Annotated in this window: 22 protein-coding genes; 16 read left to right on the top strand and 6 right to left on the bottom strand. The window is 59.7% G+C overall.

Annotated elements, in window-relative coordinates; all coding sequences use genetic code 11:
• Nucleotides 1–301 precede the first annotated feature (301 nt).
• The 3 genes from sphst_RS20175 (at nt 302) to sphst_RS01680 (ending at nt 2,117) form a co-directional block, all read left to right on the top strand.
• A complete protein-coding gene (locus sphst_RS20175; protein ID WP_159043459.1) occupies nt 302–544 on the top strand; it encodes a hypothetical protein in 243 nt (80 codons plus the stop codon).
• Between the two features lie 332 nt (nt 545–876).
• Entirely contained in the window at nt 877–1,098 is a 222-nt protein-coding gene (locus tag sphst_RS01675) for a hypothetical protein (RefSeq protein WP_159043460.1), read from the top strand.
• Nucleotides 1,099–1,859: 761 nt separating this feature from the next.
• A complete protein-coding gene (locus sphst_RS01680; protein ID WP_031393457.1) occupies nt 1,860–2,117 on the top strand; it encodes a hypothetical protein in 258 nt (85 codons plus the stop codon).
• 264 nt (nt 2,118–2,381) lie between these two features.
• Here the strand turns inward: sphst_RS01680 and sphst_RS20180 are convergent, their stop codons facing one another.
• Both sphst_RS20180 and sphst_RS20185 read right to left on the bottom strand, forming a co-directional pair.
• Nucleotides 2,382–2,657 (bottom strand): hypothetical protein, encoded by a 276-nt coding sequence (locus sphst_RS20180; protein ID WP_031393458.1) that lies wholly within the window; start codon nt 2,655–2,657, stop codon nt 2,382–2,384.
• A 35-nt stretch (nt 2,658–2,692) separates the two neighbouring features.
• Nucleotides 2,693–2,830: a hypothetical protein gene (locus tag sphst_RS20185; RefSeq protein ID WP_159043461.1), complete on the bottom strand. Its 138-nt coding sequence runs from the start codon at nt 2,828–2,830 to the stop codon at nt 2,693–2,695.
• 521 nt (nt 2,831–3,351) lie between these two features.
• Between sphst_RS20185 and sphst_RS01685 the strand changes: the two genes are divergently transcribed.
• Nucleotides 3,352–4,659 carry a PQQ-dependent sugar dehydrogenase gene (locus sphst_RS01685; protein ID WP_051916278.1) on the top strand — a complete coding sequence of 436 codons (1,308 nt, stop codon included), beginning with the start codon at nt 3,352–3,354 and terminating at the stop codon, nt 4,657–4,659.
• 24 nt (nt 4,660–4,683) lie between these two features.
• Here sphst_RS01685 and sphst_RS01690 read toward each other — a convergent pair whose 3' ends face one another.
• The 3 genes from sphst_RS01690 to sphst_RS01700 all read right to left on the bottom strand — a co-directional run bounded on the left by sphst_RS01690 (nt 4,684) and on the right by sphst_RS01700 (nt 7,538).
• Nucleotides 4,684–5,523, bottom strand: a complete 840-nt coding sequence (locus tag sphst_RS01690) for an alpha/beta hydrolase family protein (RefSeq protein ID WP_159043462.1) — start codon at nt 5,521–5,523, stop codon at nt 4,684–4,686.
• Between the two features lie 86 nt (nt 5,524–5,609).
• On the bottom strand, nt 5,610–5,792 hold the full coding sequence (locus sphst_RS20190; RefSeq protein ID WP_159043463.1) for a hypothetical protein: 183 nt from the start codon (nt 5,790–5,792) through the stop codon (nt 5,610–5,612).
• A gap of 279 nt (nt 5,793–6,071) precedes the next feature.
• Nucleotides 6,072–7,538, bottom strand: a complete 1,467-nt coding sequence (locus sphst_RS01700) for a helix-turn-helix transcriptional regulator (RefSeq protein WP_031393461.1) — start codon at nt 7,536–7,538, stop codon at nt 6,072–6,074.
• Nucleotides 7,539–7,709: 171 nt separating this feature from the next.
• Here sphst_RS01700 and sphst_RS01705 point away from each other — a divergent pair, with 171 nt between their 5' ends.
• From sphst_RS01705 to sphst_RS01735, 7 genes are all read left to right on the top strand, one after another.
• Entirely contained in the window at nt 7,710–8,096 is a 387-nt protein-coding gene (locus sphst_RS01705; protein WP_043156535.1) for a YsnF/AvaK domain-containing protein, read from the top strand.
• Nucleotides 8,096–8,737, top strand: a complete 642-nt coding sequence (locus sphst_RS21025) for an OmpA family protein (RefSeq protein ID WP_043156537.1) — start codon at nt 8,096–8,098, stop codon at nt 8,735–8,737. The genes sphst_RS01705 and sphst_RS21025 overlap by 1 nt, the downstream gene beginning before the upstream one ends.
• A 34-nt stretch (nt 8,738–8,771) precedes the next feature.
• Nucleotides 8,772–9,656 carry a YsnF/AvaK domain-containing protein gene (locus sphst_RS01715; RefSeq protein WP_031393464.1) on the top strand — a complete coding sequence of 295 codons (885 nt, stop codon included), beginning with the start codon at nt 8,772–8,774 and terminating at the stop codon, nt 9,654–9,656.
• A gap of 192 nt (nt 9,657–9,848) precedes the next feature.
• Nucleotides 9,849–10,199 carry a hypothetical protein gene (locus sphst_RS01720; RefSeq protein WP_031393465.1) on the top strand — a complete coding sequence of 117 codons (351 nt, stop codon included), beginning with the start codon at nt 9,849–9,851 and terminating at the stop codon, nt 10,197–10,199.
• An 85-nt stretch (nt 10,200–10,284) separates the two neighbouring features.
• Nucleotides 10,285–10,809 carry a hypothetical protein gene (locus sphst_RS01725; protein ID WP_031393466.1) on the top strand — a complete coding sequence of 175 codons (525 nt, stop codon included), beginning with the start codon at nt 10,285–10,287 and terminating at the stop codon, nt 10,807–10,809.
• Nucleotides 10,796–11,191 (top strand): phage holin family protein, encoded by a 396-nt coding sequence (locus tag sphst_RS01730; RefSeq protein ID WP_051916280.1) that lies wholly within the window; start codon nt 10,796–10,798, stop codon nt 11,189–11,191. The genes sphst_RS01725 and sphst_RS01730 overlap by 14 nt, the downstream gene beginning before the upstream one ends.
• Nucleotides 11,191–12,192, top strand: a complete 1,002-nt coding sequence (locus sphst_RS01735; RefSeq protein WP_031393468.1) for a DUF3618 domain-containing protein — start codon at nt 11,191–11,193, stop codon at nt 12,190–12,192. Before sphst_RS01730 ends, sphst_RS01735 begins: the two co-directional genes overlap by 1 nt.
• A 33-nt stretch (nt 12,193–12,225) precedes the next feature.
• On the opposite strand, the gene sphst_RS21445 is transcribed toward sphst_RS01735, so the two are convergent.
• Nucleotides 12,226–12,357: a hypothetical protein gene (locus sphst_RS21445; RefSeq protein WP_267895099.1), complete on the bottom strand. Its 132-nt coding sequence runs from the start codon at nt 12,355–12,357 to the stop codon at nt 12,226–12,228.
• A gap of 253 nt (nt 12,358–12,610) precedes the next feature.
• On the opposite strand from sphst_RS21445, the gene sphst_RS01740 reads away from it, so the two are divergent.
• From sphst_RS01740 to sphst_RS01755, 5 genes are all read left to right on the top strand, one after another.
• The gene (locus sphst_RS01740) at nt 12,611–14,185 is read left to right on the top strand and encodes a Na+/H+ antiporter (RefSeq protein ID WP_031393469.1); all 1,575 of its coding nucleotides are present in this window, start codon (nt 12,611–12,613) and stop codon (nt 14,183–14,185) included.
• 394 nt (nt 14,186–14,579) lie between these two features.
• Nucleotides 14,580–15,068, top strand: a complete 489-nt coding sequence (locus sphst_RS01745; RefSeq protein ID WP_031393470.1) for a MarR family winged helix-turn-helix transcriptional regulator — start codon at nt 14,580–14,582, stop codon at nt 15,066–15,068.
• A 3-nt stretch (nt 15,069–15,071) separates the two neighbouring features.
• Nucleotides 15,072–16,406, top strand: a complete 1,335-nt coding sequence (locus sphst_RS01750; protein ID WP_081877471.1) for a S41 family peptidase — start codon at nt 15,072–15,074, stop codon at nt 16,404–16,406.
• A 207-nt stretch (nt 16,407–16,613) separates the two neighbouring features.
• Entirely contained in the window at nt 16,614–16,955 is a 342-nt protein-coding gene (locus tag sphst_RS20195; protein ID WP_159043464.1) for a hypothetical protein, read from the top strand.
• 259 nt (nt 16,956–17,214) lie between these two features.
• Nucleotides 17,215–18,540: a serine hydrolase domain-containing protein gene (locus sphst_RS01755; protein ID WP_234387256.1), complete on the top strand. Its 1,326-nt coding sequence runs from the start codon at nt 17,215–17,217 to the stop codon at nt 18,538–18,540.
• The last annotated feature ends 208 nt before the right edge of the window (nt 18,541–18,748 follow it).

An 18,748-nucleotide genomic window follows, 5' to 3' on the forward strand; every position in this document is an offset into this window, starting at 1 on the left:
CGTGTAGCCGCGGGAACGTTCCACGCGCCCCCAGCGTGTCGTTGATCGACAGGATGTACCGTCCCCTAATCCTGGCCAGCTGGTCGAAGTCGGTGCGCTCGAACATGCCCTGGCCGTAATCGGTCTCGCAGCCACAATAGGGCGGATCGAGGTAGTGCAGCATGCCGGCGCGGTCATTGCGCGGTCATAGCGCCGGAGGTTCTGGGTCCTAGCTGCTGTCTTCGATCCTGACTAAGATGAATAGCATATTGTCGCCGAAGTGGTATGACGGCAGGGCGTGGTTTTTTGAGGATTAGAAATAATGGAATTGCCCTGGGCCGAGGCAGCAACATTAGTGCGTATGCCAGCCGCGCAAAATAACGACGAAGCAAGCGAGCTTTTGTTCGAGGGATCGTTGCTATTAATGGCGCAAAAGGTTCGAGCTATGAAGCCGATTGACCGGCGCCATCTGAAAATCTCCCTGCCCGATAGAATTGTGCGACCGCATACCTTTAAAGACGGATCGCTCGCCGCCCTAATAGACGACATTCCAGTGAAGGGGTAACGATGTGCGTTTTCGATTGGCGCAACGCCGATTTAATTGAACGCAATTGAAGTGACTAGCGAGCCGTCACATGTGCCGAGCCTGTCCTGCCATCCAGCAAGATGCGTCTCGAGGTTGCCATGTTTTCTTTAATTGCGCTTTATATTGAATACCGCAGGATGCAGGCGAGAGGCGTAACAGCTCGCGTCGTATCCACGACTGCGATATTCATCGCTGCCAATGACCGCGGCGCTTCGCAAACGGCCGCAAACGCAGCGTGACCACCGACGGAGGCTGACGGGCCGGCTTTGCTGCGCTGAAGCGGCTCCTAGGACGACCAGAGAGGCACTACCATGGCAGCCACGATCATCACTCCCAACGGCACTGGTGCGATGGAGGCCGGACTCGTACTTGATGAGGAAGGCAGCCGGTTCGTCGTCCTGACGTTCAAGGAGCCGCAGGGCGAACCGACGCTCGTCACGTTTACAGTTCCGGTTTTTCAGAACTATGTCGAGCATCTGGTTCGAACAGCCAAGGCCGCCAACGAGGATGCCAACTGGGGCATTCCAGGCTGAGGATATCCGCGGCGGTATCATGCCGCGATTGTTTCGAAACTGCGTGACGGTATAGCGGCCTGCAATGGCCTCCGCAGTACGTTCGCCGTCATTAGGGCTGCCGCTGCCAGTGCGTGCTGCCCACTGGCCGCAGCCGCGGCTCTATGGATCACGGGAAACATCAACACGGGGAACGGCGAGTTGTCCTAGACCACGCTCGGCGCTTGGCGCTCGGCGCTCGCATGTCATTTCATCAGCGGCGGCAGACGGATCACACTAAGCGTTTGCCAGACGTGACCCGATGCAAGGCTAGTGGCGGCACGACGCACATGACGCGCTAATTGGTTCGTCAGCACGTAGGAGGCCTCCCGTCCAATCGGCCGCACTCGCTGTCCTGATGCGTGACCGCAAGACGCTTTCGACGTAGACGTCGCGCTCGATATGAACATGTACGTGACGGCACAGTCCGCCCGCACGAGATGGGCTCAGTAATCGCCACCAGCCACCTGGGAAACCCAAGGCCTAACGGCCCGCCCAAACCGGGAGGGGGCGGGCGGGCCGACCGAGGCGCATTGGGGTACCCTCGGCGCGTCGATAACGAGCAGCCTTCCCGATAGCTTCATATCAAAGGAAAAAATGACGACGGCATCAGATCCAGCGTGGCTTCGCGATGCCTGATCGCTTCTTGGGAGGCGCCGCGGGCGGCGAACGGCCCGACCATCATGGCCTGGGTTCGGCACCAAGGTGCTGGGGATGGACTACAATGCCGACAGCGTGCCGCGGTGACGATTGGGTACCTTGGCAAGGCGACGAACACCGAGATCGAAACCGTCCGCTACTGTGAGCGGATTCGCTTATTGCCTATGATCCGCTTTGACAGTTATGGAACCGGCATGGCCAAACCTTATCGCTCCCGCATCGATTCCCGTAACCATTTGCGAGAGGTGAACGCCGCGCGGCGCAATCAGTCCGAGCGCAGTGGCGTTGCAAAGGTCCTCGCCAACGCCAAAGACACGGCAAAGGCAATGCTGGGCTTCTAGCCCTTCCCATCCGGTCGCTATCTAGCAGCCCACCCGGTTAGGGAGCTCATTCGAACGCTCCCGCACGCTCGTTGCCGGCGTGATGGTGTGACGGCTCGCGTCTAATGCGACCCGTTATGATCTGCTCACTGTTCAGGGAGACGTGATCCATGGCGGATGAAGCACTCAATCCCGGCGACGTTGCGCCGGAGGGCACCCCAGGGACGGGGGAAAATGTATGCCCTAAGTGTAATGGTACAGGCGACATCGATGGCGCGGTATGTCCTACCTGCGATGGCCGAGGAACGGTGATAGAAGGGATTGGGGGAGGCTAAACCTGCCCTGACCTATCTGGCTCTTGCCGCTTTCCCTGTCGCCGAAGCCAAAGCGTTCCTCGAAGGCGATGCCTTCCACCATGCTTGGGAACCCGGTGCCCTGCTGCTGACGATCGGAGCAGTCGACGCTATCGCGGATGTCGTTATCAAGTCCGCCTACCGGCACAGCGTCGTCGCCGGCGTTGATGTCCCTCAGCATTATCGAGGCGGCATCTACCGCGGGCATCGCCGGCGTGCTGGGAGATCATGGGCGAGGCGCTGTCACGCCTCGCGATTGACGGGGTCTTTATCGTTGCCGCCGGCGTTCTGGTGTTTGGAGGCAAACAGTTGTTTGTCCACCGCTGGGCGCCGCTGCACTAACTCCGCTGCAATAACCTGAGAGGAATAGCCGATGGCCACCTTACCCCCCGATCCTTACGCACCCGATCCCATTCGCGAGCCCGACGGCACACCGGTACCTGACGACCAGCCGGAATCCTTGCCTGGCCCCGACAATATCGAACCCGGTGATCCCGGAGATGCGCCAAGCGACACGCCGACAAAAACCCAAGCTTAAGTTTGAGACTGTATGTCGGGTCAGCCGTTGATCAGCCGGCTGACCCACTGTTTAGGAAATGCGACGGGTTTGCCCCCGATGTCGCAAAAGCGCATTACTTTCGCAACGTCGAAACTTAGGCATGGCGAAAGCGACCCAGCGACGAGTAAGCCGAGACTCAAACTGCGAACACTCGTAACGGCTTGCGGCGCACCGAACCTGGATATCCTCCGCCTTTCAGCTTCACTTTGCGGCGATGTTCCCTGCCGCCTGCCCGGAAGCGGAGTGCGCGCGGTGGACGAGAGCATAGTGCGATCACATATGTGAAGTAGCAGTGGCTAGATGGCTTCGAAGCGTCGGAGTTGGCGGTCAAAGGAGAGCACCTATGAGGCGTTTGGCCCTCTTACTTGTGGCAGCGATCATCCCTGACGCTCTAGCGCAGACGTCAACCGCGCAGACGTCGGGACCAAGGCCGGCGCTGGCTGACCCTTATGCTACCCGTTCCGCATCGCACAGTCCGGCAGTCCGGCCGTTCCCCACCGGCGAGTTACCCAGCGTTCCTGCCGGTTTTGTCGTAAATCGTTTCGCCAGCGGCCTAGATTCGCCGCGTAACATTCTGGTGCTGCCTAACGGAGACGTGCTTGCTGCCGAGGCGAAGACGGAACGAAAGTATGACGATCCGAAGTATCGCGACAAGGGTGCGAACCGCATTACGTTGCTACGTGACGCAAATGGCGACGGCGTCGCTGAGACGCGCTTAGTGCTGCTTGCTGGACTACGCCAGCCATATGGCATGGCCCTGATAGGCGAGCGGCTTTACGTTGCCGACACTGACGGGGTGTACTGGGTGCCGTTCAAGGTCGGTACTAGCAGACTTCCGAACGACATTGCCAAGACACGCGTCGCCTCGTTCGATCCGGGCGGCTACAACAATCACTGGACCCGCAACATCCTTTCCAGTGTGGATGGCAAGTCGCTGTTCGTCGCCGTGGGATCGGGCAGCAATGCTGGCGAACACGGGATGGATCAGGAACGCAGGCGTGCCAATATCCTGCGGATCGACCTCGCCACCGGCGATGAGGAAGTGTTCGCCTCGGGATTGCGGAACCCTGTTGGCATGGCGATCGAGCCACAGTCGGGCGCTTTGTGGACTGCGGTTAATGAGCGTGACGAACTAGGTGACGAACTCGTCCCCGACTACATCACGTCAGTGAAGCGAGGTGCCTTTTACGGCTGGCCCTACAGCTATTACGGCCAGCATGAGGATCCCCGGCTCAAAGGCCAGCGTCCTGATTTGGTGGCGAAGGCGGTGGCGCCCGACTATGCGGTGGGCGCGCATGTTGCGGCACTCGGCATCGGCTTCGGCGCGGCGACGAACTTCCCTGCTCCGTATCGAAGCGGCGCCTTTGTTGCCCGGCATGGATCATGGAACCGCTCCAGGCTGGCAGGCTACGACGTCGCCTTCGTGCCATTCGAACGCGGCAACCCTGCAGGACCGATGCAGCCGTTCCTGACAGCCTTCATCGGCAGCGAAGACGAGGTTCACGGTCGCCCGCGCGGTGTAGCCATCGGCAAGGACGGAAGCTTGCTGGTCGTCGACGATGCGGGCGGAACGGTCTGGCGTGTTGCCGCCAAAGCGAGTCTGCCCTCGATGCCTGCCGGACGCGTGACGGGAGGACCTGCGGCACGGTAAAGGACGTATCTTGTCAGCACCATATCAAAATTTGGCAAGCCACTCCAAGACAGCAACTTGTAGCCCGATCCGACAGTCGGAGTAGCTATGGTCAGCTGCGAAATGACAATGGGTAAGTTGAGCACCATCAAATGCCCGGAGTGCGTGGGCGAGCGCGTCACTGCCTGCAGCAAATCCGTCATCCGCGGTGACGATCAATACCGGTCGATCAGCTAGGTGAGGCGCGTAGTTCGTTAACCGCCATCGGTCTGCATTGATGCGCGCCTCATTCGCAAGTTTTGGGGGAGACGTACCTGCCAGGATGTGCAAGCCGGCACTTACCCCGACGTTCTCATCGACACGCCCCGTCGACCGGTCGCTGTGCCCGTCGCCAAACGCCCGCCCTAGGTCGACACCTGAGATCAGTGCCACGCCTTTGATCTCGGGTCGCTCAGCGGCGGTATGAGCAGCTACGAACCCGCCCATACTATGACCGACTACAACCGCACGCTGAGGATCGAGCTTCAAAGCGGGATCGCCGGCCACCTCTCGAATCCAGTCCAGCGCCGCGGCAGCATCCTGAAGGCAATGCTCGAAGCGAAAATCGCCCGGACCACCCCACGACCCGCGATAATGAATGGTCAGCACATTCCATCCAGTCCGCCGCACCGTTTGTGCGAGATCCACATTCTGCTCGTTTCCCGGCAAACCGTGGAGGAGCAGCATGGTGGGATGGGGGCCAGAGCCAGCCGCCGTATAGAGGACCGCGTTGAGGTTCACACCACCGCTGGGGATCGCTTGGGGCAGCGTATGCGCCGCTGAGCCGATATGGATAGGCGGATCGCGGCACAGCGCCTGGATCAAGTACTGGTCAGGTTCTGACACGAGTGATCCTTCAATAGCCTCACCAAGCGATCCGGCGGTCATACCAGCACCGGAAGCTCGAAAATTAGCCACGCCAGTTCTGGTAGTTACTCGGTGCCTTCAGCCGCTTCGCCGTCTGCATGACCGAGCTTGGAAAGCTTTTCGACCTTGTGGGGATCATCTTCGTCAATCGCATCAGCGGCAGTTTGCTCGGCCGGTTTCTGCTCTCGCATATCACCATGGTGAGCAGCCTTGTTGATCGCTTCACCCTGCTCGTCAGATTGGGACATCGTCTGCTCCTAAGTTACTGCAGGTTCAACGATCCAAGCCAGCTCATGGGCTCGTCATGGCCTGTGAGACCAGCGTTGAAACAATTTGACGAACGATGCTCCGGCTGATCGCCCTAGAATTCGTTCGGCAGACGTATGCGACTTGCTAATTGGCTGCCCCGTAACGTGCCATTAATCGCCGACAGATCCGTGCCAATTTGCTCATATCTGCGAGCGAACTCGAACGTCGAGATTGTTGTCGCGAAACTTAGGACGTGCGCGACTTGTTAGCCTAAGGGCTCAGGAGAGGCCACGATCGCGCGCCCAGGCTACTGCGGCCGGCCGACGGTTGACGCCAATCTTGCCGTAGATGCTGGCAACATGGTTGCGCACGGTGTTTCCAGAAAGTGCCAGACGTTGCGCGATAGCCTTGTCATCCAGCCCCTCGCTGATCAGTGCCAACACCTCGCGCTCTCGTGGCGTCAGCTCCTGCACCTCTTTCTTCGGCTCGCTGCGCGGGTTCTTCAGGCTTGCCAGTTTGTCCATGATCGAACGGCTGAACCAGCTGGCATCCGTCATCACCGCTTCGATCGCGGCGACGAGCTCAAGTTCACTGCTTCGGCGAGCCGATATGTCCTGAAAGAGCCATAGCGTACACTGTTCGCCACGCAGTACCATGCGTTCGGCGGAAAGCAGACAATCGACCGGCTGATTCTTGGCGTCGAGCAGCTGCACGTCACGGTTCCGTACTCCGCCACCATGCTCGATGTCCTGCTCCGCGGCGTTACGATCCTGGATATTCGCCCACAGCTCGGGGTCGCCGGCAGCACGCCCGACAAAGCTGGTCGCGCTGTAACCGGTCAGCCGCCAGAATGCCTCGTTGCCCTCGATCATGCGATGCCCATCGGGCGAGGTTAGCGCCATCGCGACCGGCGCCATCTGGAACAGCGTGGAGAAATGCGCCTCGCTGTCACGCAGGGAGCGTTCCGCCTTTCGCCGCGGCTCCAGGTCGGTGAAGGTGAACAGCATACACTTGTCGTCACCGATCTCGATCGGCTGCCCGGCAAGCACCACCAGACCCGTCTGCCCGCCGGGAAGCGGCAACTCGGCTTCCATCTGCGGGATTGTCTTGCCTGCCGCCAGACGCTCCTTGGCGAGCACGAGCATTTTTGCACCGTTGAGGATGTCGAGGTCGTAGAGGCTGCGGCCAACGATAGCGGTGCGCGGATAGCCGGTCATCTCGAGGAAACCGGTATTAACGCGAGCGAAGCGCTGGTCGGCCAGACGCAGGATGAGGGCGGGCGCTGGATTGGCCTGAAACATTGCCTCAAACCGTTGTTCCGCCTCAAACTGTTCAGACACGTCCTGGATAACGAGTGCGAGACAATCAGGCTCGTCGTCGTCGCCGGTCAGAAGAACGTCTCGGATGTGGTGGGTCCAACTGGCCTGGTGCGCGCCACTTGCTGCTACCTCGACAATCAGATCCGGGATGGTTTCTCCAGCCAGGATCCGCATGATGGGGTAGTCTCGACTGGCGAGGCGGTGGCCACTTCGCAGGCTGAGCGAAAAGCGCGTGGCATATTCGTCCGCCGTGGCCCCTAGATCCTCCAGCTTGCCGACACCGTGCATGGCCAGCGCTGCATCATTTGCCCAGAGGATGGTACCACTGAGATCCACGAGGATCACACCTGCGGTCAGCCCACTGATCAGCTGCTCAAGATGAAGGAGTGTATTGCTGCTCAGAACGCGGGGAAGAGGTTGGGTCATGCACCCCAAGCGCAGCGTAGCGGCTTATTGTTCCTGTCTGAGGGTATGCTCACGATCGCGTTGTACTAGTACCGATAGTCTTATCTTACTATAACCTATGTTGGTACGTTAACCTTAAACGGAACATCGCATCAGCGGGAATGTTCTGCTGGCTCAATCTCAAGGCCAGCCATGTCCGACGATTTAACCATACCCATCGTAGAAGAGCAGGCGACCATCCTCAAGCGTTCGGTAGAAACCGAGCAGGTGAGCGTCCGCACGTCATTCGAGGAAGAGCAGGTCTTCGTCCGTGACGAAGTTCGCCGCGAACATGTCGAGATCACTCGCATCCCCAAAGATGAAGAAGTCGCCGAAGCTCCAGCCATTCGTACCGAAGGCGATGTGACCATCGTGCCGGTGCTGGAAGAGCGTCTCGTTATCGAGAAGCGCCTCTTCCTGGTCGAGGAACTACATCTTCGCCGTGCCGTGGAGCACCAGGCGGTGGAATTGCCGACGACACTGCGCCGCACGCGCGTCGCGATCGAGCGCGAAGATTTAGAATACCAGGAGAAGCATTGATGCCGACGCCCAACGACCCGCGGCCTGACGGCGCGCCGAGCCATATTCATATCGAGAAGAAGAAGGGCTTCAACTGGTTGCCTTGGCTTCTTCTTGCGCTTGGTCTCCTTGCCCTGTTGTTCGCGCTTAGCCGCTGCGGCCGGGACGAACCCGCGGCTGTGGCACCCGTAGACAACACCACTGCCGCTGCGCAGCAGCCGGCCGAAGTCGTCGCTGCAACGCCAAATGCTTCGAATGCTTCTGCTCTGATCGGCACCGCTGGTCTTGATAGCTATCTTGCCGGCGCAGAGGCGACGCCGCGGACGTTTACCTTTGAGAAGCTGAACTTCGATACCGCCAAGAGCGAAATCCGCGCAGTTGATGCAGCCGAAGTGAACGACGTTGCAACGACGCTGGCGAAGTACCCGACCACCCGTATCCGTATTGCTGGTTACGCGGACGCACGCGGGGACGGTGCTGCCAACGCCGCGCTCGGCAAGGCCCGCGCTGACAGCGTGAAGGCTGTACTCGTTGGGAAGGGCATCGACGGCGGTCGCATCGAGACCGTGTCGGGCGGCGAAACAGATCCGGTTGATACCAACGCCACAGCTGGCGGCCGTTTTGAGAACCGTCGCACCGAACTCGTCGTGACGGCTCGCTAATCCCTTTCTCGTTCCACAAGCCAGGAGAGTAATCATGTCCAGCACCATCACTGCCATGTTCGACAGCCGTTCGGATGCAGAGGCCGCCAAGGCGCGTCTTGAGAGCGCTAATGTCGATGCCGAGCACGTTCATATCCATGACAAGACCAGCAGCGGCCACCGCGAGCAGGGATATTCGACCCACGAAGATCGTGGCGTATGGGGTTCGATCAAGAATGCATTCCTGCCTGACGAAGATCGTCATACGTATGAAGAAGGCCTGCGTCGTGGCGGCGTGCTGCTGACGGCAGACGTCGACGATGACCGCGTCGACGAAGCCGTGCGTGTTCTGGAAGGCGCGGGCTCGATCGACATTGATGATCGTTCCAGCCAGTGGCGCTCGTCGGGCTGGGACTATGCCGCGCCTGCAGCGGGTGCAGGCGTCGGGACGGGTGCCGCTTTTGGGGCGCTCGGTGCGAACGCACCGACAACCGGCGTCGGCTCGGCCGAACATGTTGGCAGCAGCGAGCGTGAAGAAGTTATTCCGGTAGTCGAAGAGCAGCTCGTCGTCGGCAAGCGCGACGTCAATCGTGGTGGCGTGCGAGTACGCTCCTACGTCACCGAGACGCCGGTGCACGAGCAGATCCGCCTGCGCAACGAGCGCGTCAACGTCGAGCGCCGCACCGTCGACCAGCCGCTTTCAGCAGCAGACGGCGACGCCTTTCGTGAGCGCTCGATCGACATGACGGCCACGGGTGAGGAAGCCGTCGTCAGCAAGAACGCGCGCGTAGTCGAGGAAGTCGTCGTCTCCAAAACCGCCGAAGAGCATGTCGAAAACATTGACGACACGGTTCGCAAGACGGACGTCGAGGTCGATCGCGACAGCGACATCGACACGTCTACGGGTTCGACCTTCGGTACGACCACCAAGGGCTACTAAGACCCGATGCACCCGCGCAGGCTGATGCCTGCGCGGGCTGCTCGCGCTCATCTAATGCGAGAGGAGCACGGCGATGCAGCCGAACTCTGTAACGCTGGCAACTTGGTCGCCGGCACGCGCCAATTCGGCGATACCGCCATGCGCGACGAGTACCATCGTCCGCTCCATTATTATGTCGCAGGAGCCTGAGGCGTGAACAGGAAATTCTCAACTTCAGCTCTGATTGTCTGCGGTCTGCTCGCTGCCTGTGACGGCCCTCGTGAGAACGCAGGGGAGAAGGCTGATGCAGCGGTGAACGCCAGCGGAGTCATTCAGGATGGACCGCAGGAACGCCTCGGTGAGATCCAGGATCGTACAGCCAAGGATCGGACAAAGGCGATTGAAGCTCAGGCAGACGCTGCTGAAGATCGTGCCGACGAGATCAAGACGTCGGCTGACCAGCGGGCCGACGCACTCGAGAGTCAGGCCAAGGCACTACGCCAGCAGGCCAAGGGGCAGGCCAGGGCGCTCGACCAGCAAGCCGATGCCATCCGCGGAAAGTGAGCAGCGCCAAGGCCTGGCCGCTTCCGACGCCCATGCACCGGCGCTGCTTGGCAGACGTAATGACACCATACAGGAGCGTACATTCATGACCGATACGACACTTGGAGCCAGCTATCAGGCACCTGAGGCTACCGTTCCCAACCCGGCGCTTGCTAGCCCGAACGCAGAACCTTCCTTTGTTCAGCCACAGGCTGCCTCCACGCCGGTCGCTGGCGCAAAGCAGGCAGCAGCCGGGGTCGCCGGCCAGGTCAAACAACGCCTCACCAGCGCGGCTACCGACCGCAAGGCCGGCATCGCCGATCGTCTCGACGAGGTCGCGGAGAGTCTGAACAAGAGCAGCGAGCAATTTGCAGGCAAGCAGGATTGGATTGCCGGCGCTATTGCGCGTGGCGGCACCGAGCTCGGGACCCTGGCCAATTCCTTGCGCGAAACCGACCCTGACGATCTGCTCAAGCAGATCCAGAGCTTTGCGCAGCGGCAGCCCGGCCTGTTCATCGGCGCCTCGCTTGTCGCGGGGTTTGCGGTTGCACGCTTCGGCAAGATCGTGGCGGCTGACGTGAGCAGCGACGATCTGCCTGTCATGCCGGAGGTCGGTCATGGCCAACACTGATCTACGCGGATCCGATAGCATTGGGGAGATCGCCAGCGGGCTTGCGGGCGACATCCAGGACCTGGTGCGGGGTGAGTTGGCACTGGCGCGCGCCGAGATCGACCAGAAGATTCATGGGCTCATCACGGCCGCAATCGCGGCCGTGGGCGGAGCCCTGGTGGCCTTTGCCGGGCTTGTCGTGCTGCTCGAAGGCGGTGCGGCATTGCTGGCAAAGTGGATCCCGGCCTGGGCGGCGCTGCTGATCGTTGGCGTGGTGATCGTGCTCGTTGGCGGGCTTATCGCCCGGGCCGCCATTGCCAAGCTGTCACTCCAGAACATCAAGCCCGAGCGCACGATCGCCAGCGTCCAGCGCGACGCGCATATCGTCAAGGAGCATATCTGATGGCCAACGAACACGCCGACACAGACCAGATCGAGCAGGATCTGGCACGCACCCGCGCGCGCATGGACGAACGGCTCGATGCGTTGCAGGACAAGATATCTCCAGCACAGCTCGTCAACGATGCGCTCTCGCACATCGGCGGCAATGACGGCGGTGCATTCACCGAAAACCTCATCATCCGTGCCAAAGCCAATCCCTTGGCCGTCGCGCTCGTCGGTGTCGGATTTGCATGGTTGATGATGCCGAACCAGCGCGCGGGCGGCCGCGCGGCGCACCCGGCAGATGACCTGCCTGCCCGTCTGCGGTTTGCCGAAGACCAGGTACGGCGCTCCGAAGGCGAACACGACGACGCATTCAACGAACGCCTCTACGTGGCCCGTGGTCGAGTTCTCGGGGTCGAGCGCAACCCTGCCGAGCCGTCATCGTCCTACGGCGAGCGGATCACGCAGGCGCTCACGTCTGCACGCCAGCGGCTACGTGAGACGTCGCATGACGCGCAAGCAGGCCTCGCCGATGCCGTCTCAGGCGCAGGCGAGCAGTTCGAACGTGGCGCTTACACCCTTCATCAAAGGAGCCGGAACATGGCCCAGAACACCCGCACCAGCTTTGCATCGCTGAAGTCGAACCCTCTGGCACTCGGCGGTCTGGCGGCTGTCGCCGGCCTGATCCTAGGGTCACTGCTACCCACCTCCGACGCGGAGGAGAATGCTTTTGGCTCTGCTGCCGGCAAGCTCAAAGCCACGGGCCGAGACATGGCGCAGGACTTGGCGGACAAGGGCGGTCAGGTCGTCAATCAAGTGCTGGATACCGCTCGCGACAGTGCAAGCCGCGAAGGGCTTACCGCGGACAAGCCGATCGGCGAAGCTGTGGCAGCCCTGAAAAGCGGCGAACTGGCTGGAAGCGTCAAGCAGGTGGCTGCCGACGCTCTGGAAGCCGGCAAGAGCGCCGCGAAACCCGAACCAGCGTCACAGCAGCCAACCGGTCAGTTCGGTCAGGCATAAAAATGCGGGCGCGAGCATCATTCCGGGGTAACCTCACATGAGCTCGCGCTCGATCGGCATTTTGCTTGCGGCACTGATGATTGCTCTGACGGTCGGCATGATCATCGTCTTCTTCTGGTCGTTGCAGAACCGGGTACCGCCCGCCTCGAGCGCGGCAAAGCCCATCGTACAAGGCGCTCCTTCTGCCCGCTCACAGGCCCTGTTGCATGCCGGCAAAGCTGGCACGCCATAGTCTGTGCAACCGCGGGCGCGATCTGTAGCGAACATCTTGCATCAACGGTTCTTTCAGAAGCCTATTCCAGTTTTGTAAGTCGAACACCTTTCTTCCGACCTGACACCACAGGATCTACGGTGGCCGGCGGTAAGACCAGGACCGATACCTACCGTAACTGTCTCCTCCGTTCGAAAGTGCCGACCTATGCATACGTTCGAGCTACTGCTCGTCCTGGTCGCAGCTTCCGTGGTGCTGGCGTATGCCGCGCAGCGGCTGCATGTGCCTCTGGCAGTAGCGCTCGTATTTGGCGGTATGGCGCTGGCGTTCGTTCCTGGCATCGGCACCGTTGAACTCGATCCGGAACTCGTGCTGGCGCTCTTCTTGCCGCCTCTACTTCAAGCCAGTGCCTATCGCACGGATTGGCCAGCGTTTCGCTCCAATCTACGCCCCATCCTGTCGCTGGCGTTGGGCGCGGTGTTCTTTACCGCTGCCGCAGTGGCGATCGTCGCCAAGCTCCTCGTCCCGGGGTTGCCCTGGTGGGCAGCGGTCACCCTTGGCGCGATCGTTGCACCGCCGGACGCCGTCGCGGCAGCAGCGGTGCTCAAACAGGTAAAGCTGCCCAAGCGCATCGTGACGGTGCTGGAAGGCGAAAGCCTCATCAACGATGCCTCCTCGCTGGTCCTTTACCGTTGTGCGGTCGCTGCCACGCTGGCGAGAACATTCAGCTTCAGCGAGGGCGTCTTCCAGTTCTTTGCTGCCGCGATCGGTGGCACGTTTGCGGGCTGGTTCGTCGGCCGGGCCGCGATGTGGATTTTTGCGCAGCTCCAAGACACTTTACTGGACATCACCGTGAGCCTGCTGGCCGGGTTCCTCGCCTACTTCCTCGCCGAGCAGGTGCATGCGTCGGGTGTGCTGGCAGCGGTCGCGTGCGGATTGGTGCTCGGCCGGCGCCAGCACGCGGCCTTCACGGGCGAGACACGGCTCGGCATGGCGACGGTCTGGAGTTTCGTTGAGTTTCTACTCACTGCGCTCGTGTTCATGCTCATCGGCCTTCAGCTCCGCGGCATCGTCGAGCGTCTGGAGGGCTATGATGCACGGAGCCTTGCCATGATTGCATTGGCAGTGTCAGCGACACTGATAGTTAGCCGCTTCGTCTGGATCTTCCCGGCAACCTGGTTGCCCCGGGTCCTGTCTCGCAAAACACGAGAGGCGGACCCCCTGCCTCCGTGGAGCTACCCGACCATCCTGTCCTGGGCGGGTATGCGCGGCGTGGTAAGCCTAGCAACGGCGCTGGCCCTCCCCGCCCGCTTTCCCGGTCGCGATATCATCGTCTTTCTGGCCTTCTGTGCGATCTTCGCGACGCTGGTCCTACAAGGGACGACACTTGGCTGGATGATCCGCCGTCTCGGGCTTGAGCAGGAGGAGACGGCATTGCCCGAACCAGACACGGCCAACGCCCGTGCCGAGCTTGCCACGGCATCCCTGGACGCGGTTCAGGATCATCTCGACAGCAATGTGTCGGAGCACGGCGAGGCTGCGGCCGAGTTGGTCGAAGAGTATAAGGTGCGTGCCGAGCGGGCGAGGATCGAGGGGCAGGACGTTGAAACCAAGACTGACCAGCTTATTGGCCAGCAGCGTTTGCGCCTTGTCGCAATCGGGGCGGCCCGCGAGAAACTGATGGAGCACACCGACCAGATCGATGCTGAAGCGCACCGAGCGCTTGGCGAGGAACTCGACCTGGAAGAGCAGCAGATCCACCGTGCGCTCGGCGACGCATAGCATGTACCGTACCCAACGACGTCGGCCCTTGATGTCGCAAAACTGACGACTTTCGAAACGTCCGAAACTCAGGACATGCGCGACATCCTTGCCGGATGCCTATTTAGAAATTGGGCATAGTTCCATCGCCAAAACCGGTCAGCTAAGGATTCCCGTTTTCCCGTGTCGTTTGGGCCATTTCGAGAAAATCGATTTGGGAACAGATTTCGAGAAAACGGCATCCAACACCAGTGCTTTTCAGGGCGTTGAGTTGGGGATTCCCACTCGACCTTCCCTTTCGAGAAAGCTTCGCCCGCCTCAAACACCGTTCATCGGAAGGAGGCAATCGCGAAAGAGCCTCACGATCTGATATACGTAACTTGACACGTAACCTGTTACCGAACACCCTTTGAGGATGGCCGACTATATCGAGTCACACGGAAGCGCATTCCTAGCGCATCGACTGCGCCGCTCGTCGGACCGTATCGTCGATCAGATAAGCGGGGTCCTTCTCCAGCTAGGCCTCGACGTTCCACCGCGCGGCGCTTCAATGTTGTTGCTGATCGTTGAGCACCAACAGATCGGGGTGGTAGAAATCTCGCGACGCCTGCGATTGTCTCACCCGCTTATCGTTCGCATGGCACGGGAATTCCAAGAGCGCGGCTTGGTCGAGGTCAACGCTGATCCGTCCGATGGCCGACGACGGGTCTTAAGCCCGACGGACAAGGCGCGTCACGAGGCTGCCGCGCTCACCGCTTTCAACACGGACCTCAACGCCCTGTTTGATGACCTGTTTGCGGACATCGACGCTTCTCTGATCTCAGTTCTCGATCGCTTCGACGCCCAGCTTGATGCGTCATCGATCCCAATGCGCCTCGCCGCTCTCAAATTGACCAAGGAGTAGTCGATGTCCCGCCGTCACCATGCCCTCATGATGTTCCTCCCCTTGTTAGCTATATCCGTGCCACTGTCTGCCGGTGCTCAAACGGCCACGGCTACGCCTGCACCGGCTTCGAACCTCGACGCAGCCGCACGTCGTGAGATTGTGGGACACTTGTCGACCGAGTTGCGCAGCAAATACATAAACCCGGTTGTCGGCGAGAAGGGTGCCGCCGCAATCACCGCCGCTGCAACCTCGGGCGCCTACGACCGGATTGTGGACCTGCCCGCGTTCACCACACGACTGACCGGAGACCTACGCGGCGTCATGACCGACAAGCATCTCATGGTGTTCGACACATCCAATCGGCCAGGGCCTAGCGTCGCGTCGATGCCAGCAGGCGAGGCCGGGATCGTCCGCGCCGATCGGCTGCCCGGCGGGATCGGCTACCTTCAAATCGACGGGTTCGCCAATCCCTGGGCATTCAAACCCGCGCTCGATCGCGCCATGGCGGGGTTGAAGGGCAGTCGCGCCTTGATCCTCGACGTGCGCGGCAACGGTGGCGGCGATCCGGCGTCGGTAAGCTACTTGGTCAGCTATCTCGTGCCAGCGGGCAAGCGGATCGGGATCAACACCATCGTCTGGCGTAAAGCGGGGACGACCAACCTCACGCGCAAGCCCTTCTTCAGCGAGCCGACCCCTGTCAGCTTCGCCGGTGTGCCCGCCTATGTCCTTACGAGCGGCAACACCTTTTCGGGCGGCGAGGAGCTCCCATACGACATGCAGACGCTGAAGCTCGGCACTGTGGTTGGCGAGGTGACCGGTGGCGGCGCGAACCCCGGGGAGCGTGTTTCGATCGGGCACGGTGTCATGGCGTTTATTCCTGCTGGTCGCGCGGAGAGCCCCGTTACCGGATCGAACTGGGAAGGACGTGGCGTGCAGCCCGATCTCAAGGTCCCCGCCGCAGATGCGCTCGCCACTACGCTGCGCCGCCTCGGTCAAACGCCCGCTGCCGCTACGATCGAAGCGGCATCCCCCGTCTCAGTCTTCACGCCCCGGACCGTGCCGCTCATGGGCGGGGAGGCGATGCTGCGCCGCCTTCTAGCCGGCCGTGCCGCGCGCGAGCCTGATTACACGTTGCTGCCACCGGACATCTCGGATGCAGGCCGCGCAGCGTTTTTGGACACACACCGCCGCCTACAGCCGCTCGGCGTTCCACAGGCTATCCAATTTCGACGGCCCGATGGGTTTGGGTTCGACGAGTTCAGCCTCGTCTACCCCGATCACACCCTGCTCGTCGCGATCGTGCTCGACCCGGCCGGTAAATTTGTTGACCTCATCGGCCCTGATCCTAGCAAGTAAGGTTCACGCTGAGCCTCTACCGAAAATGGATCGTTGATCGGAATGAAGGCCCGGCGACTGCGAACGGAGACGAACCAATGCTTTTCCGCAAGCCAGCTAGTTATTGCCCTGACTGATGCCGAAGACAGATGCGACATGGCCGCCCTCGGTCAACCCGGTAATTGCGGCCGTGTTGGGAAGTGAAACCGTGCTAGACGGGAATGCTTCATGGTTATTGACGTGATGGCTGCGGTCGTGGCTGCCTTTTTTGCAGCATCTAGTGGTCAGACGACCATCACACCGAAAATGACTGAATTCGATCTTGAAAAAGTTCACCATAAAGACGCAACTTGCGCAGACCGCAGCCCGTCAGATGAGGTAATCGTTTGCGCTCCTAAGAACATGAACATCTGGATTTCTGATGCTGATAAGGCCAGTTTTGCACAGAAGCCACTTCGCAGAGAGTTCGTCGGGCCGCTTAACGCAGAAACAACGCTACATATTGTCCAAAGCCCAACCCCCATGGCTGTAACTCCCACAGCGGTTGTTAGGTTCAAGTGGCGTTTTTAAAACCAGTCTGAAAGGCAGCAGTGGAGGGCTATCGCTAAAACCCGCCTCTCAGTATATCGCCAGAATCGCTGGCACTTAAGCTCCAAACTAATCATTATATACTCGACCACCATGAAAAGGCTGACGGATGCTCCTTCCTGTTCTCGCAATGATGTTAGCTTCTACGAGCCCTTCGGAGCCATCTCTGTCGTTGCCAGTCTGCAACGGAGTTGAACCGACTGCTGGAACTCAGCCTCCCTCAATTGTTTCCGCGTTACAGATGTCTGAAGCTTGGTTCCAAGCGTCGAAAACGGCAAACGACGCTGATTTCATAGCTTTAATCAAAAATCGAGGACCGAAGATTTTGGGCGATCCGACCAAATGGTTGGAAATGAGAAGCTTTCTCAGCAATCTTCAACTCTGCGGTGTAAGATCCGTTGATAGCAACAACCTAAACCTGTGGGTATTTGATAAAAACGCAGATTCGTTCGCCGTTACAATGTTAAAACTAAGTGCAACCATCTCCGAAAAACCTGAATTTGTCGGCGCGTATTTAACCGACGAAGCACCACCTGGCTACGTAAGACCAGAACCGCTCACGTCTCGTATGCTTGTCAAAGCTGTGCAAGAGCGTGTGGGCGGCAAAACGGCTAAAGACCAATTTTCGGGTGCAGTGCTGATCTCGCATTCGGGACGCATACTTTTTCAAAAGGCTTATGGTTTAGCGGATCGAGCGAACCACAAACCAAACACTCTCGATACGCAGTTCCGCTTCGGTTCTATGGGTAAGATGTTCACGGCAGTAGCCATAATGCAACTGGCTCAAGACAATAAGATTGACTTGAATGCTCCTATTGGCCGCTACTTGATCGGTTATCCAAACTCGGACGTCGCCACGAAGGTTACTGTTGCTCACCTACTTACACACACGGGGGGAACCGGTGATATCTTTGGGCCGGAATTTGATAAACAAAAAAGTTCACTGCGCAATCTGAAGGATTACGTCGCGCTATATGGTTCGCGTGCGTTGGATTTTGATCCCGGCAGCCGCGCCTCGTATAGCAACTATGGCTTCATCCTGCTCGGTCGAATCGTAGAGACCGTATCCGGGCTTAGCTACGATGAATACACCCGACGATATGTATTCACGCCAGCAGGAATGACGTCGACGGGCAATGATCCTGAGAGTTCAGTTTTACCTCGTCGAGCCGTGAGTTATATGGGGTCTGGTAATAAAATCTCGCGAGCGGATGATACACTTCCGCTCAGTGGTACGTCCGCCGGAGGGGGTTATTCGACAGTAGGTGACTTCAATAGGTTTGTTGACGCTCTTACTTCCGACCGGCTACTGCGACACGAAACGTTTCAGAAGTTAAAAGACGGCGGATTGAAAATCAGCGACGGGCATTTTACCCCCTTTGATTTCGGAGGATCAATGGCAGGGATCGGCTCGTTTATTGGTCACGGTGGCGGAGCACCCGGCATGAGCGGTTCGTTATTCCACTTCTTGCAGAATGGCTACACGATCGTCGTACTGGCCAACCGCGATCCCGGCACCGCCGAAAGCATCTCTAATTTTACGGCGCACCGGTTGCCCGCTAATTAAGCAACCGAGCCGTGAGGGGCGTCTGGTTTCCAGCCAACCCGGACATTTCCGAAATTCGATCCTTTGAGAGAACGTCGTGTCAGCGGCTTCTTGGACGCGGATCATTCCAGGTGAACGCCTTATCGCTTGACCTGCTCCCCGTTTTCAGGCCGCTGATAACTTAGCTTCGGTTTCCATATGCCCCTGGCGGGGGCGGTTCGTAAACTCG

Source organism: Sphingomonas sp. STIS6.2 (genome assembly GCF_000732685.2).
Classification (GTDB): Bacteria; Pseudomonadota; Alphaproteobacteria; order Sphingomonadales; family Sphingomonadaceae; genus Sphingomonas; species Sphingomonas aerolata.

Bases quoted from the DNA above. Each gene is read 5' to 3' on its own strand.
- sphst_RS20175 (WP_159043459.1), top strand. From the start codon at position 302: ATGGAATTGCCCTGGGCCGAGGCAGCAACATTAGTGCGTATGCCAGCC.
- sphst_RS01675 (WP_159043460.1), top strand. From the start codon at position 877: ATGGCAGCCACGATCATCACTCCCAACGGCACTGGTGCGATGGAGGCC.
- sphst_RS20180 (WP_031393458.1), bottom strand. From the start codon at position 2,657: ATGCCCGCGGTAGATGCCGCCTCGATAATGCTGAGGGACATCAACGCC.
- sphst_RS01685 (WP_051916278.1), top strand. From the start codon at position 3,352: ATGAGGCGTTTGGCCCTCTTACTTGTGGCAGCGATCATCCCTGACGCT.
- sphst_RS20190 (WP_159043463.1), bottom strand. From the start codon at position 5,792: ATGTCCCAATCTGACGAGCAGGGTGAAGCGATCAACAAGGCTGCTCAC.
- sphst_RS01700 (WP_031393461.1), bottom strand. From the start codon at position 7,538: ATGACCCAACCTCTTCCCCGCGTTCTGAGCAGCAATACACTCCTTCAT.
- sphst_RS01705 (WP_043156535.1), top strand. From the start codon at position 7,710: ATGTCCGACGATTTAACCATACCCATCGTAGAAGAGCAGGCGACCATC.
- sphst_RS21025 (WP_043156537.1), top strand. From the start codon at position 8,096: ATGCCGACGCCCAACGACCCGCGGCCTGACGGCGCGCCGAGCCATATT.
- sphst_RS01715 (WP_031393464.1), top strand. From the start codon at position 8,772: ATGTCCAGCACCATCACTGCCATGTTCGACAGCCGTTCGGATGCAGAG.
- sphst_RS01725 (WP_031393466.1), top strand. From the start codon at position 10,285: ATGACCGATACGACACTTGGAGCCAGCTATCAGGCACCTGAGGCTACC.
- sphst_RS01730 (WP_051916280.1), top strand. From the start codon at position 10,796: ATGGCCAACACTGATCTACGCGGATCCGATAGCATTGGGGAGATCGCC.
- sphst_RS01735 (WP_031393468.1), top strand. From the start codon at position 11,191: ATGGCCAACGAACACGCCGACACAGACCAGATCGAGCAGGATCTGGCA.
- sphst_RS21445 (WP_267895099.1), bottom strand. From the start codon at position 12,357: ATGGGCTTTGCCGCGCTCGAGGCGGGCGGTACCCGGTTCTGCAACGAC.
- sphst_RS01740 (WP_031393469.1), top strand. From the start codon at position 12,611: ATGCATACGTTCGAGCTACTGCTCGTCCTGGTCGCAGCTTCCGTGGTG.
- sphst_RS01745 (WP_031393470.1), top strand. From the start codon at position 14,580: ATGGCCGACTATATCGAGTCACACGGAAGCGCATTCCTAGCGCATCGA.
- sphst_RS01750 (WP_081877471.1), top strand. From the start codon at position 15,072: ATGTCCCGCCGTCACCATGCCCTCATGATGTTCCTCCCCTTGTTAGCT.
- sphst_RS20195 (WP_159043464.1), top strand. From the start codon at position 16,614: ATGGTTATTGACGTGATGGCTGCGGTCGTGGCTGCCTTTTTTGCAGCA.
- sphst_RS01755 (WP_234387256.1), top strand. From the start codon at position 17,215: ATGTCTGAAGCTTGGTTCCAAGCGTCGAAAACGGCAAACGACGCTGAT.